This window comes from Chryseobacterium sp. 1B4 (assembly GCF_036631475.1).
Classification (GTDB): Bacteria; Bacteroidota; Bacteroidia; order Flavobacteriales; family Weeksellaceae; genus Chryseobacterium.
Window position 1 is genome coordinate 231144 of record NZ_JAPNUF010000011.1, and the last position, 12263, is coordinate 243406.

Consider the following 12263-nt stretch of genomic DNA (forward strand, 5'->3'; position numbering starts at 1 on the left):
ATCGAACAAAAGGAAAAAGACTTACGTTTTGAAAAAGAGCTGGCCACCTCACAGGTGGAGATGAAGGAGCAAACCCTCAATTATATCGGGCAGGAACTGCATGATGATCTGGGACAGAAACTGTCTGTAGTCCGCCTACGTCATAACCAATTGATTACCAAATTAAAAAACTCAGAAAAAGAAGACCTGATTGAACTCAACGAATTATTAGGAGAATGTATACAGGATATAAGAAACCTTTCCAAAACATTAATCACCGAGCAGATCATTCACTTCGGGCTGGCAGAATCCATTGAAAGGGAAGTTCAGAGGATCCGGAAACTGAAATTATTAAAAATCGAATTCATCACCCAAAAACATGATATTGATATCTCTCCTAAACATGGTCTTATTCTTTTCAGAATTATCCAGGAAAGCATCAACAATATTCTCAAACACTCCAAAGCCAAAAACGTTTCCATCCAACTGGAAGATGATTGTGAAAAATTACATATCAGTATTTCTGATAACGGAAAAGGCTTTGATACCAGCATTATTCAGGACGGCTCAGGATTAAAAAACATGGAATTGAGAGCCAAACTGATTCATGCCGAACTGTCTATACAATCACAACTGAATAAAGGAACACAAACTCTGATAACCTATCACAAAAATTTATTATGAAAACTATTCCCATAGCGATCGTTGATGATCATACTTTAATCTCCAAGGCTTTGGAAAATATGATCACAGAGAATACTCAATACAGGGTCATTATGAATCATCCCAACGGAGAAGAATTTATTGCAGGAGTGGAAAAAGCTTCTGAATTACCTGCCGTAGTCCTGATGGATGTCAATATGCCCTATAAAAACGGTATAGAAACCACAGAATGGCTTACAGAACATTATCCTGATATTAAAGTCATTGCCCTGACAATGGATGATGATGAAAGAATATTGATCAAAATGCTGAAGGCAGGTGCTAAAGGTTATCTGCTGAAAGATATGCAGCCTTCTATCCTTTTCCAGGCCATTGAAACTGTATTTGAGAAAGGCAGTTTTTACACTGATTTTGTGGCCCAGAAATTACTGAAAGTAAAAACAGAAGAAGCAAAAAACGCATCCTTACTTTCAGAGCTGAGAGACAGAGAGAAAGAATTTATAAAATGGGCCTGCAGTGAGCTCACTTATAAGGAAATAGCAGACAAAATGTGCCTCAGCCCTAAAACCATTGACGGCTACAGAGATTCTGTTTTTGTAAAACTGGATATAAAAAACAGAGCGGGCCTGGTACTTTTTGCCCTGAAACATGATCTGTGCTGACTTAAAACCTCAATTTCTAACCTTTAACTATTATCTGAAAAAAACATCTTTATATTCTGTATGGATCCGGCGGCTTTTCAAGCCGCCGGATCTTATTTATAACACCCTCATATACAAACAAAAAGGTGTTTTTCCTTTCTCAGAATACGGCTTTCTCCTCTGTTTTCGTCTTGCAGAATGACGGAATTTTGTCATAGAAAAAAACACCAAAAGGCAGCACCCGAAAAGCCGGAACAGAGTAGGGAATATTTTTAAAAACTAATACAATGAAAAAAGCACTTATCGTAGGTATTAATGATTATGCACCCATCGGATACGGAGGTCCGGATCTTAACGGCTGTGTAAATGATGCTAGAGATATGGCCAATACATTGGTAATCTGTGGTTTTAGTCCGGCAAAGATTAAAATCCTGACCAATCAGAATGCCACAAGAGCGAATATATTAAATTATCTGAAATCAATGATCACCACAAGCGTGAAAGGAGATTCTCTTGTTTTTTATTATTCAGGGCATGGAACCAGAGTGGCTAATATCGGCTCAGATCTCGAGCTTGACGGTTTGGATGAAGCTATTTGTCCACATGATTATGCCAATGCCGGGGTCATTCGTGATGATGATTTTAAAGCGGTACTTGATAAGCTAAAAGCCGGAGTTAATATGGAAGTGATCTTCGACTGCTGTTACTCAGGAACCGGAACCAGAAAAATGGATCTGGGTCTGGAAGCTGATCTTCTCAACGAAACTGCCCGTTACATCCCTCCAATGCTTGAGGATGAGTTTTACCTGACCTATGCCAGTGAAATCGGAGCTAAAAATGCAAAAAAAACAACCGTTCTTACCAAAGCACTTGTCCCGGTTACAGGAATGAATCACACGTTATGGGCGGCCGCAAAAGACAATCAGGTATCCATGGAAGGAAATATCAGCGGACAGATACGTGGCTATTTTACGTATCATTTCTGTAAAATATTGCGTGCTACCAATGGAAATATTGTAAGAAAAACTCTTGATAAGCAGGTCGCTATTGCCTTAGCAGCTATGGGAGCGGCCCAGGTCAACCAGACAGAAAGCATGACTGCAGAATTTTCACAAAAAATATTCACTTAACCAATAACCATTACCGGCGGAATCCGAAAAGCCATAAAAGAGTAGGAATATACCAGATTAAAAATAATAATCATGTCAAAAATTGAAAACAACAACCCGATGACCGCTGAAGAAGTGTCAAGACTCAGAACGGTTAAAGCAAAATCAACTGAAAAACCGGAAGTTATTCAGAAATTATTCAGCCAGGCACCTGCCATGGAAATGATTAACGGAAGAACTTTTCCTAAAGGAATGAAAACCATAGGAATGCCTATGGACGAAAAAACAACAGAAAACCGGGCACTGGAAACCGACCATTTCTATCCTACCCATGCTGATTTTGAATACAGCCCAAAACTGGAACCGAAAAGAGACCGTAAACCTAAATTCATTGACAGAGATTCTTTCCTGACTCCTGAAAATGCAAGAACCATTTTTGGAGTCGATCAGAGAAAAGTATACAATTCTACAGCCTATCCATGGAGATGTGTCGGCAGAGTAGAAAGCTCTCTGGGGTCAGGGAGCGGCGTAATGATCGGACCAAGACACCTTCTTACCTGCTCTCACATTGTAGACTGGCAGGCTAATAATACCACAGGATGGCTGAAATTCACTCCAATGTATTATAACGGAAGCGCTCCTTACGGAACTGCCTGGGGTACCTTGACGTACTACAAGTATAAAGTTGCAGGCCCTTCTATTGACTCTACAGAAATACAATATGATTATGTAGTGATTGTATTGGACAGACCCATTGGAAACAGCACAGGCTGGTTAGGCTCAAAATCCTATTCCGATTCATGGGACGGAGGCGCTTACTGGACCCACGCAGGATATCCGGGAGACCTTACAGGAACGCAAAGACCAACCTACCAGACAGGTATCGCACTGGATGGAGATTTCTGGAGTGCCGATGACAACGAAAGCATGAGCCATAAAGCAGATATATGGCCTGGACAAAGCGGAGGCCCTTTCTGGGGATATTGGGACGGCTCTCCGTATGCTGTAGCCACTCAAAGCGCGCATAATCCAAGTGATAATTTTGCAAGTGGCGGCTCAGATTTAGTCAATCTGGTCATCAGAGCAAGAAATGAACATCCTTAATTTATTTTTTTAGTTTAAAACCAAAGTCCGCCTTCCGGGGCGGACTTTTCTATGCAGATTAAAATATCGGACTGATTTAGCCAGTATTCTCAATATTTTAATACATTTGTTTAAAACATACTTCAGATGAATTTCGAACAGATCAACTTACACCTTGAGGCTTACAAAGAACATCATCAGATTCTGGATGCAGCAAAATACCTGATCCATTCTTTTAATCTTGAACATGAAAACTTTGCGGGATTCGGGTTCAGGGAAGAACTTTCTCCCACCTCGATGCTTCTTACGGCAGAAGGTGATCTGGGAGGTCCGCAAACCGTGATGATCCCACGAAATTTATTTGATTTTGACCTGAACCTTGTGTTGAATATGGTTGCCCATGAAATGCTCCACGTAAGACAGAAAGCCCCCGGGCAGGTCATTGAAGACAAAAATGAAAGAGAATTCCAGGCGTATTATGAAATGCTTTTTCACAAAGTTTTCCCACAGATTCCTGAAGTTTCGGATTTCCATAAAAAATTTTTTGGGGGAAAAGCGTTGGAATACTATAAAAGAATGGGTGAAGGTTCAGTATTACAGCAAAAATATGCAGAACAGAAAACAGAAGTTGAACATTTAATTAACGAATTGCCATGACAGTAAAACCAGATATCACCTGGGCAGATTTTGAAAAAATAGACATCAGATGCGGAACTATAATCTCAGTGAATGATTTTGAAAAAGCAAGAAATCCATCGTATCAGCTGGAGATTGATTTCGGAGATTTAGGAATCAGAAAGTCATCCGCACAGATTACTTCCCTTTATACAAAAGATGAATTGATCGGTAAACAGATTTTAGCAGTGGTGAATTTCCCGAAGAAACAGATTGCCAACTTCTTCAGTGAATGTCTTGTGTTAGGATTATATGGTGAGGACAAAAAAGATGTCACTCTTTTAACGCCTTCATTACCCACAAAAAACGGAATGCAGGTAGGATAACCGTCTGTTAAGTATAAAAAAGCCTTATAAATTATAAGGCTTTTTTAAATTAATTATTATTGATGAAGGGTCTTTACTCCAAGATTCGTAACCTGACCGAAGCTTACCGATACATTAGACGTATTCTCATCCACATATCCCGTATTATTTCCGGCATCGTAAGAAACGGTATAATTTCCCTGTGGCAGCCCGGAAAACATGAAAAATCCATCGGGGTTAGGTATTGCTGTAGAAATCGTATCTGAAGCCATAATGGCGTGAACGACTGCCTGCGCCGCCTGAGGCTGTACATATCCTTTAATCTGGCCGTTGGTAAGCTCAGAGAACGCCCGTATCACCGGTTTTAGGATATAAGATCCGTTCCCTGTAGTAACAATAGATCTTCCCGCATCGAAATCAATCCATACAGTATAAGCTCCGTTTGCTGATAATGTCTGATTCCAGTTGAATTTCAGCCCGCTTTGCTGGGCCGAAGGAGTTTGCAGAGGATAAGTAATTCCATTGACAACTACACTGTTGTTAGGGCCCAGCACCATTCTCATCTGAGAAACATTTCCCTCGGGGAGTGTGGCCTGCCCTAAAACTACATCTGTTCCGTTTTTAAAGTTAAGAAGATTATAAACGCCTGGATTTGGAAAGTTTAATGCTGTCCATTCTCCATTACTGTTAATTTCGATTCGTTGAATATCAATATTAACAGCATTATATGCTGCAGGGCCGTCAGTAAGCCTTACATTCACTGTAGCAGTACCGTTTTCGTTAGAATCATTACATGATGCCAGAAATAATAGGCAGATACTGCTTCCCATAATGAATAACTTCTTCATAAGCTAAAATTTAGGTATAATAAAAACGTTTTGGATAATTGGTTTATTATGTCATATATTCGGTTATAAAAAACAAAAAATGATCCAAAGTATTCCTTTAGAAAGAGTCTTATTTCTTGATATCGAAACAGTTCCACAGGCAGGTTCCTGGAGCGACTTATCCGAAACAGAACAGTATCTGTGGGATAAAAAAACAAAATTCCAGAGAAAGGAAGAGGTGACGGCAGAAGAATTTTATGAAAGAGCCGGCATTATGGCCGAGTTTGGAAAAATCATCTGCATCACTATCGGAATGGTGGAAAAGAATGAAACGTTAAAAATAAAGAGTTTTTCCGGGCATGATGAAAAGAAAATGCTGCAGGAATTCGGGGAAATCTTCAACAGTCCAAGGCTTTATAATGTGATTCTCTGTGCCCATAACGGAAAAGAATTCGATTTTCCATGGATTGCCAGGCGTTATCTTATCAATGGCATGCAGCCACCGGCACCGTTTCAGATGTTTGGGAAAAAGCCCTGGGAAATTCCGCATATAGACACTATGGAACTCTGGAAGTTCGGGGATTATAAAAGTTTTGTTTCCCTGGAATTACTGGCTCATGTCTTTGGTATTCCTACTCCGAAGGATGATATTGACGGCTCAATGGTTTCATCAATTTACTACATAGAAAAAGACTTGCAGAGAATTGTTGACTATTGTGAAAAAGATGTCTTAACTTTGGCAAATGTTTTCCGGCGCATGCGTCAGGAAGATTTGTTGAAAAGGAATATCAATCTAGATTAAAAAATGAAATTTACAGACGATCAAATTGCTGACATTGGTGAGGAAATCATTGGTGTGCTGAAAACCGTATATGACCCCGAAATTCCGGTAGATATTTACGAATTAGGACTGATTTATGATGTCCAGATCTCCGATGATGCTGATGTAAAAATTATCATGACACTTACTACTCCCAACTGCCCTGTTGCAGAGACACTTCCACAGGAGGTAAAGGATAAAGTGTCTGAAGTAGAGCATGTAAAAAGTGTAGATTTAGAGCTTACTTTCGAACCGAGCTGGAATAAGGATATGATGAGCGAAGAGGCAAAGTTTGAGCTGGGAATGCTTTAATCACTCTTAACAATATAAAACCCCGAAGAATCATTTTTCGGGGTTTTTGTTTTTAAATATCTTTTGCAATTTCCTTTCCTTCCCTCCTGCTCCATTCGCTCCATGAGCCTACATACAGATCCGGAATGGGAAATCCTGCATAGTCCAGCGCCAGAATCGTATGGCAGGCTGTAACGCCTGATCCGCAGTGAATAATAAGATGTTCAGGTTTGTCTTTTAATAATTGGCTGTATTTTTCTTTTAAAACTTCCGGGCTCAGAAAATTTCCGTCTTCATCAAGATTCTCAGAAAAAGGAATATTGATCGCTCCGGGAATGTGTCCTGCAACCAGATCAATCGGTTCAGATTCACCTTTATAGCGGTAGGCATCTCTTACATCAACAACCGTAGAGGAATTGTTTTTCAATTCATTTTCAACAACTTCCAGACTTGAAACCGGAAGAAGCCATTGCTTTTCTTGAATGAAAGACGCTTTATCAAATTTCTCTTCTCCTGAAGAAAATGCTAACCCGGTTTTTTCTGCAGTCTGCATTCCGCCATCAAGAACCTGTACTTTTTCAAATCCGAAAGATCTTAGCATCCACCAGGCACGTGCCGCTGCATTCGAAGCATTTTTATCATCATACACAACAATATGAGCATCCTCTGAAATCCCAAGATCTGAAAGTGTCTCTGCAAACTTTTCTACGGAAGGAAGCGGATGCCTGCCTCCAAAAGCCGCATTTTCTCCAATCTCTGCCAGATCTCTGTCCAGATCGATGAACCGGGCTCCTTTAATATGTTTTTCAAGGTAGTTTTGCTTTGCATCTTTTCCTGTTCTTGCATCAAGAATGATAAGATTTTCCGCTGGAATATTTTTGAGTTCGGAGGATGAGATTATTGGTGACATTCTGGTGATTTTCTGGTTAAATTTTAATTCAATTCGGGGCACAATCCATTATATCCGGAGATATTAAACAGGTCGCTCGGCTGTATTTGGCCATTCCGTAGGAATCTCAATTCATTATTAAAAAATAGTCCTGATTCCTACGGAATGACAAATCTGGCTATGGACATCAAATATCCCTGTAAGTTTTTAAATAGGTAAAACTTATAATTCATTCATCTTAAAAATGAAAGATATCCTTCGCTTTGTTGTAAGAGCTTTCAAAATTCAGCAGATTCAGTTTATGTTCTGCTTTTTCCACGCTCATAAAATTGATAACCTGTTCGGTAGGCATATTTCCTACAAGGTCATCTTTAGCCATAGGACAGCCTCCTATTCCTTTTATCGCACTGTCAAATCTTCTGCAGCCTTTATCATAAGCTGCTTTCAATTTGGAATAAGAATCTTCATAGCGGTTATGGAAATGCCCTCCAAAGTTAATTTCAGGATATTTGGAAGGTATTTTTTCAAACAAAAGAGCAATGGTTTCCGGAGTTGCTACCCCTGTAGTATCTGAAAGTAAAATATCTTTCACCCCGATATCTGAGAACCGCTGGGCCCACTGGTCTACATCTTCCCACTTCCACATTTCACCGTATGGATTTCCAAAAGCCATCGAGAAATAAATGGTAAGCTGTTTTCCTTCACTCCTTACCAGGTCAAGCATTTTAATGATCTCATCAAAAGCTTCTTCCTGGCTTTTATTGGTGTTTCTGTGCTGAAAAGTTTCAGAAATAGAAAACGGAAAGCCCAGAATATCTACCGACTGGTGTTTCAATGCTTTTTCGGCACCTCTGTAATTACCGATAATTGCAGAAACTTTCGTTTTGGAACGGGATTTATCAATATGCTCCGCTACCTCATTGGAATCTGCCATTTGCGGAATTGCTTTCGGAGAAACAAAACTCAGACAATCCAATACATCAAAACCAACATCCATCAAGGAGTTGATATAATCAATTTTTTTATCGGTAGGGATAAATTCTCCCCATCCCTGCATAGCATCTCTAGGACATTCGGTAAGAAACATTGTTACTTTTTGATTTTCTCAAATATAATAAAACTAAACTATTTGGTATACTGCACATACAAAGCTAGCACTATTTTGATTTTCAAACTTTTATATCCGATTTATAATTTCGATAACTGATATTAAATCGCAAATAACGTATTCTCAGCATCAAATTTGCTAACTTTGTTAAAATTTTGATATCTGATGAGTACAATAGAATTCAACCCTTTGTGGAAAGAAAAATTACTGAACCGCTTTCTTAGCTATGTAAAAATATATTCAACCAGTGATGCAGAAAGTGAAACAACACCTTCTACTGAACGCCAGTGGGATATTGCCAATTATATTACTGAAGAACTGAAGACTATTGGTCTTGAAGACGTTTCTATAGACAGCAACGGTTATATTATGGGCTATATTCCTTCTAACCTGGAAAATGATGACAGACCTACCATCGGATTTATTTCACATTATGATACTTCACCGGATTTCAGCGGAGAAAATGTAAGACCTCAGGTTTGGAAAAACTATGATGGAAATGATCTTCTTTTGAATCAGGCGACAGGATTTACATTATCTCCTTCAAGATTTGAAAGTTTAAAAAAATATATCGGCCAGACGTTAATTACCACTGACGGAAATACGCTTCTTGGTGCTGATGATAAAGCAGGCTGCGCAGAAATTGTAACAGCAGCCGAATATCTTATTGCACACCCTGAAATCAAACATGGAAGAATTGCTGTAGGATTTACTCCGGATGAGGAGATTGGAAGAGGAGCACATAAATTCGATGTTGCCAAATTTGGTGCAGAATGGGCCTATACCATGGACGGCGGAGAAGTTGGAGAGCTTGAATATGAGAATTTTAATGCTGCCGGAGCGGTAGTAAAAATCCACGGATTAAGTGTACACCCGGGTTATGCTTACGGAAAAATGATCAATGCTGCTTTATTAGCTGCTGAATTTGCTCAAATGCTTCCTGCTAATGAAACTCCGGCCACTACAAAAGGCTTCGACGGATTCTACCATTTAATGGATATCACGGCTGATATTTCTGAGGCTAAACTGCAATATATCATCAGAGATCATGATGCAGATAAGTTTGAAGCCAGAAAGAAATTTATGGAAGAAAAAATAGCTGAATTCAATCAGAAGCATGGTGAAGGAACTGCCGAAGTGGAGATCAGGGAACAATACAGAAACATGAAACAGCAGTTTGAAGGGAAAATGCACATTGTAGATCTTGCGGCAAAAGCAATGACTGAAGCAGGTATTGAGCCTAAGATCAAAGCGATCAGAGGAGGTACAGACGGCGCGCAGCTTTCTTATATGGGACTTCCATGCCCGAATATCTTCGCGGGAGGAATCAACTTCCACGGACCATATGAGTATGTAGCTTTGGAAAGTATGGAAAAAGCAACTGAAGTCATCATTAATATTGTAAAAGCTTAATAATCATGAAAAAGGTCTTAGCATCAGCATTCATTTTCACTTTTATTTTCAGCAGTGCCCAGGTTTCTGAATTTCAGAGGGCAGACTCACGCTATGAAAGAAAGAAAACGGCTCTGTATAATAAATATCCTAAGCCTAATGATTTAAGAACAAAGAAAGAATGGCTTCTGACGGAGGATAAAATAACAGCATATAAGACGGCTTTGGATAAAGCTTCTCTCGAGGATCAGAAAATGATTGCTGCCGACCCTCCAGTAAAAACAAAAGTCACTAAAGAAGCTGAATATGATAAAGGGAAGACAGGTTTTCAAAAGCTTTTATATGAAGCCGTAGATCTTGATTTTCTCAACTTTTCGTCGGATTCTTACAAAGCTACAATCAGTTTTGTGGTAGACTCTAAAGGGAATGCCCTTAACCCTAAAGTAAAAGGCAATAATGAAGATGTAAATGCATTCATTGAAGCTGCTTTTTACAGGATTAAAGATAAAGGCAAGTGGAAACCGGCAGAAGACAAAGGAAAACCGGTCTCTTCCAATCTTTCAGTCCCTTTAACATTAAATTTTAAAAAATAATATACAAACCCTGCTGGTATGACGGCGGGGTTTCTTTTTCATATAATGAAAACATAATCAAAGATCATTATGTTGTTGATATTAATTTAACACAATTCTTTTGTAAGTTTTAAATAATTCACTTAATTTTGATTAAAACTTAAAATCACTCTATATGAAAATGAAATCCAACCCCTTCAAAATCAACAGAAATTTTTACTTTACTTTTCTATTATCTGTTTTCTGTTTGTTTCTTTTAACGTCTTGTTCTCAGGATGATTCTGCAGATCTCCCTGCTGAAAAACCTTCCGAGTCTGTTCAATTGAAGACTTTGGGCAATCTGACTTTACAGAAAAATGTTATTATTCTGAATGATGAATCAGTCAATGCAATTTCTAACCATAATGATGGAAAAATTACGTTTAGCCGTATGACTCCTCAAACGGACAGTATTTCGGTAGGAACTGTTATTGTAGGGACTAAGGTAGAAGGTGATCAGGTAAGCACCATTCTTTCAAAAGTAAATTCTGTTTCAAAACTGAATAACCAATTTACAGTACAGACTTCCAGTGCCAAGCTTGAAGAATTTATCTATAGCGGAACACTGAGCGGAGTATATGATCCACAAGGAAAAGCTCCCGTTAATATTGATGGAAAAATGGTTAATTATGTCCCTGTAGAAGGCATGGTTTCTGAGCAAATTAACCAGAGAATACGTTCTATTGAAGCTAAAAATTTTCAAAATCAGAAACTAATTACCTTCAACCGTTATAATTTTAATAAAACCTTTTCGTTTCCTTTATCTTCGGCAGGAACATCCAGTGTTAATGTACAGGGAGGATTTACACCAAAGATTGATTATAATATTACATTCTCGTGGGGCCATTTGTCCAACTTCTATGTAAACCTCATTATGGATGACATCAAACTTCAGAGCTCCGCGACTATTGCAGGAAGCCTGGGCTATACAGCCAGTACTACAGACTACCTGAATATTCCTATTGTTCCAATCGTCTTAGGACCTACAGGACTGATTTTAAGTCCTACCCTTTCTGCAGGCCCTTTCCTGGGAATAGAGGCTACAGGAAAAGTACAGGCACAGCTTCTGGATCTTGAAGGAAATGCCAACTTCTTGGTAAGCAAAGCTCCGGACATTAATATCAACCTTCAAAAAAAATCTGACCCTGCCATTACAAGCGCAGAAGGTAACTTATCTGCTGAAGCTGGTTTGGAAGCAAAAGGAGCTGTAGGATTAATGTTCCTTACCATTCCTATTGCTAATTCAGGGCTGAAAGGAAGAGCTTCTGCTCTTTCATCTTTAGGATTAACATTTGTTCCTCAAAGAAAAGGTGTGATTTCTGTAAAAGGCAAAATTCAGGCTGATATGTTCTATGGTTTTGGAATTGCTCCATTGCGGTATGAAGGAACTATTCCTCTTTTCAAAAAAGAACGTATGCTTTATCAGAAGGAGTTCAGCTTCTAAGCCAACTTATCCATATTATTATAAAAAGCCACTTTTACAGTGGCTTTTCTTTATTAAAGCTACCCATAAAATTCATTTACAGTACATTAAGTCAATTTTATTATATTTACAAGGAAGTACAATTTTAAACAATAACATTTAATACCAATTATCATGAAAACAATGAAAAAACTTTTGAGAAAAGACTTATCTTCCATTCTTGGCAGCGGGGGAAATGAATGCCATATGGGAGGAGATTCCTATAACTGCCAGAGTGACTGTGAGTGTGCCTGGGGAAAAGCCTGTGAAATGTATGAAGACGGAACACCCGGACAATGCATTGCTGTGGGTGGAGGCGGAAATCCTGGCGGTGGAGGCACCGGCGGATGCATCCCTCCTTCCATTTGTGAAGAACAACCTTATTAATGAATAGAAAACCGGGAACAT

The 12263-nt window shown here is 39.0% G+C and carries 15 protein-coding genes; 12 read left to right on the forward strand and 3 right to left on the reverse strand.

The window, feature by feature from the left end:
- Positions 1–60: 60 nt before the first annotated feature.
- The 6 genes from OWR28_RS23120 to OWR28_RS23145 all read left to right on the forward strand — a co-directional run bounded on the left by OWR28_RS23120 (position 61) and on the right by OWR28_RS23145 (position 4476).
- Positions 61–663, forward strand: coding sequence for an ATP-binding protein (locus OWR28_RS23120; protein WP_332388690.1), 603 nt, complete (start codon positions 61–63; stop codon positions 661–663).
- Positions 660–1304 (forward strand): response regulator transcription factor, encoded by a 645-nt coding sequence (locus OWR28_RS23125; RefSeq protein ID WP_062672986.1) that lies wholly within the window; start codon positions 660–662, stop codon positions 1302–1304. Before OWR28_RS23120 ends, OWR28_RS23125 begins: the two co-directional genes overlap by 4 nt.
- 266 nt (positions 1305–1570) lie before the next feature.
- Complete coding sequence (locus OWR28_RS23130) at positions 1571–2413, forward strand: caspase family protein (protein WP_332388691.1); 843 nt, start codon at positions 1571–1573, stop codon at positions 2411–2413.
- Between the two features lie 72 nt (positions 2414–2485).
- Positions 2486–3496, forward strand: coding sequence for a trypsin-like serine peptidase (locus tag OWR28_RS23135; RefSeq protein ID WP_332388692.1), 1011 nt, complete (start codon positions 2486–2488; stop codon positions 3494–3496).
- A gap of 126 nt (positions 3497–3622) precedes the next feature.
- Positions 3623–4132 carry a hypothetical protein gene (locus OWR28_RS23140; RefSeq protein WP_332388693.1) on the forward strand — a complete coding sequence of 170 codons (510 nt, stop codon included), beginning with the start codon at positions 3623–3625 and terminating at the stop codon, positions 4130–4132.
- The gene (locus tag OWR28_RS23145; RefSeq protein WP_002982221.1) at positions 4129–4476 is read left to right on the forward strand and encodes a tRNA-binding protein; all 348 of its coding nucleotides are present in this window, start codon (positions 4129–4131) and stop codon (positions 4474–4476) included. The genes OWR28_RS23140 and OWR28_RS23145 overlap by 4 nt, the downstream gene beginning before the upstream one ends.
- Positions 4477–4532: 56 nt before the next feature.
- Here OWR28_RS23145 and OWR28_RS23150 read toward each other — a convergent pair whose 3' ends face one another.
- The gene (locus tag OWR28_RS23150) at positions 4533–5303 is read right to left on the reverse strand and encodes a DUF4382 domain-containing protein (protein ID WP_332388694.1); all 771 of its coding nucleotides are present in this window, start codon (positions 5301–5303) and stop codon (positions 4533–4535) included.
- A 79-nt stretch (positions 5304–5382) separates the two neighbouring features.
- Here OWR28_RS23150 and OWR28_RS23155 point away from each other — a divergent pair, with 79 nt between their 5' ends.
- Both OWR28_RS23155 and OWR28_RS23160 read left to right on the forward strand, forming a co-directional pair.
- The gene (locus tag OWR28_RS23155) at positions 5383–6084 is read left to right on the forward strand and encodes a 3'-5' exonuclease (RefSeq protein ID WP_332388695.1); all 702 of its coding nucleotides are present in this window, start codon (positions 5383–5385) and stop codon (positions 6082–6084) included.
- 3 nt (positions 6085–6087) lie between these two features.
- Complete coding sequence (locus tag OWR28_RS23160; protein WP_002982214.1) at positions 6088–6414, forward strand: SUF system Fe-S cluster assembly protein; 327 nt, start codon at positions 6088–6090, stop codon at positions 6412–6414.
- A gap of 52 nt (positions 6415–6466) precedes the next feature.
- Here OWR28_RS23160 and OWR28_RS23165 read toward each other — a convergent pair whose 3' ends face one another.
- Together OWR28_RS23165 and OWR28_RS23170 are read right to left on the reverse strand one after the other, a co-directional pair.
- Positions 6467–7303 carry a sulfurtransferase gene (locus tag OWR28_RS23165; protein WP_332388696.1) on the reverse strand — a complete coding sequence of 279 codons (837 nt, stop codon included), beginning with the start codon at positions 7301–7303 and terminating at the stop codon, positions 6467–6469.
- Between the two features lie 217 nt (positions 7304–7520).
- On the reverse strand, positions 7521–8369 hold the full coding sequence (locus OWR28_RS23170; RefSeq protein ID WP_332388697.1) for a hydroxymethylglutaryl-CoA lyase: 849 nt from the start codon (positions 8367–8369) through the stop codon (positions 7521–7523).
- Between the two features lie 186 nt (positions 8370–8555).
- On the opposite strand from OWR28_RS23170, the gene pepT reads away from it, so the two are divergent.
- The 4 genes from pepT (at position 8556) to OWR28_RS23190 (ending at position 12242) form a co-directional block, all read left to right on the forward strand.
- Entirely contained in the window at positions 8556–9803 is a 1248-nt protein-coding gene (gene pepT / locus OWR28_RS23175; protein WP_332388698.1) for a peptidase T, read from the forward strand.
- Positions 9804–9808: 5 nt separating this feature from the next.
- On the forward strand, positions 9809–10375 hold the full coding sequence (locus OWR28_RS23180) for an energy transducer TonB (RefSeq protein ID WP_332388699.1): 567 nt from the start codon (positions 9809–9811) through the stop codon (positions 10373–10375).
- A gap of 160 nt (positions 10376–10535) precedes the next feature.
- Entirely contained in the window at positions 10536–11837 is a 1302-nt protein-coding gene (locus tag OWR28_RS23185; protein WP_332388700.1) for a hypothetical protein, read from the forward strand.
- Between the two features lie 162 nt (positions 11838–11999).
- Positions 12000–12242 carry a hypothetical protein gene (locus OWR28_RS23190; RefSeq protein ID WP_332388701.1) on the forward strand — a complete coding sequence of 81 codons (243 nt, stop codon included), beginning with the start codon at positions 12000–12002 and terminating at the stop codon, positions 12240–12242.
- The last annotated feature ends 21 nt before the right edge of the window (positions 12243–12263 follow it).

Bases quoted from the DNA above. Each gene is read 5' to 3' on its own strand.
- OWR28_RS23135 (WP_332388692.1), top strand. From the start codon at position 2,486: ATGTCAAAAATTGAAAACAACAACCCGATGACCGCTGAAGAAGTGTCA.
- OWR28_RS23130 (WP_332388691.1), top strand. From the start codon at position 1,571: ATGAAAAAAGCACTTATCGTAGGTATTAATGATTATGCACCCATCGGA.
- OWR28_RS23165 (WP_332388696.1), bottom strand. From the start codon at position 7,303: ATGTCACCAATAATCTCATCCTCCGAACTCAAAAATATTCCAGCGGAA.
- OWR28_RS23185 (WP_332388700.1), top strand. From the start codon at position 10,536: ATGAAATCCAACCCCTTCAAAATCAACAGAAATTTTTACTTTACTTTT.
- OWR28_RS23180 (WP_332388699.1), top strand. From the start codon at position 9,809: ATGAAAAAGGTCTTAGCATCAGCATTCATTTTCACTTTTATTTTCAGC.
- OWR28_RS23155 (WP_332388695.1), top strand. From the start codon at position 5,383: ATGATCCAAAGTATTCCTTTAGAAAGAGTCTTATTTCTTGATATCGAA.
- OWR28_RS23125 (WP_062672986.1), top strand. From the start codon at position 660: ATGAAAACTATTCCCATAGCGATCGTTGATGATCATACTTTAATCTCC.
- OWR28_RS23145 (WP_002982221.1), top strand. From the start codon at position 4,129: ATGACAGTAAAACCAGATATCACCTGGGCAGATTTTGAAAAAATAGAC.
- OWR28_RS23160 (WP_002982214.1), top strand. From the start codon at position 6,088: ATGAAATTTACAGACGATCAAATTGCTGACATTGGTGAGGAAATCATT.
- OWR28_RS23150 (WP_332388694.1), bottom strand. From the start codon at position 5,303: ATGAAGAAGTTATTCATTATGGGAAGCAGTATCTGCCTATTATTTCTG.
- pepT (WP_332388698.1), top strand. From the start codon at position 8,556: ATGAGTACAATAGAATTCAACCCTTTGTGGAAAGAAAAATTACTGAAC.
- OWR28_RS23170 (WP_332388697.1), bottom strand. From the start codon at position 8,369: ATGTTTCTTACCGAATGTCCTAGAGATGCTATGCAGGGATGGGGAGAA.
- OWR28_RS23140 (WP_332388693.1), top strand. From the start codon at position 3,623: ATGAATTTCGAACAGATCAACTTACACCTTGAGGCTTACAAAGAACAT.
- OWR28_RS23190 (WP_332388701.1), top strand. From the start codon at position 12,000: ATGAAAAAACTTTTGAGAAAAGACTTATCTTCCATTCTTGGCAGCGGG.
- OWR28_RS23120 (WP_332388690.1), top strand. From the start codon at position 61: ATGAAGGAGCAAACCCTCAATTATATCGGGCAGGAACTGCATGATGAT.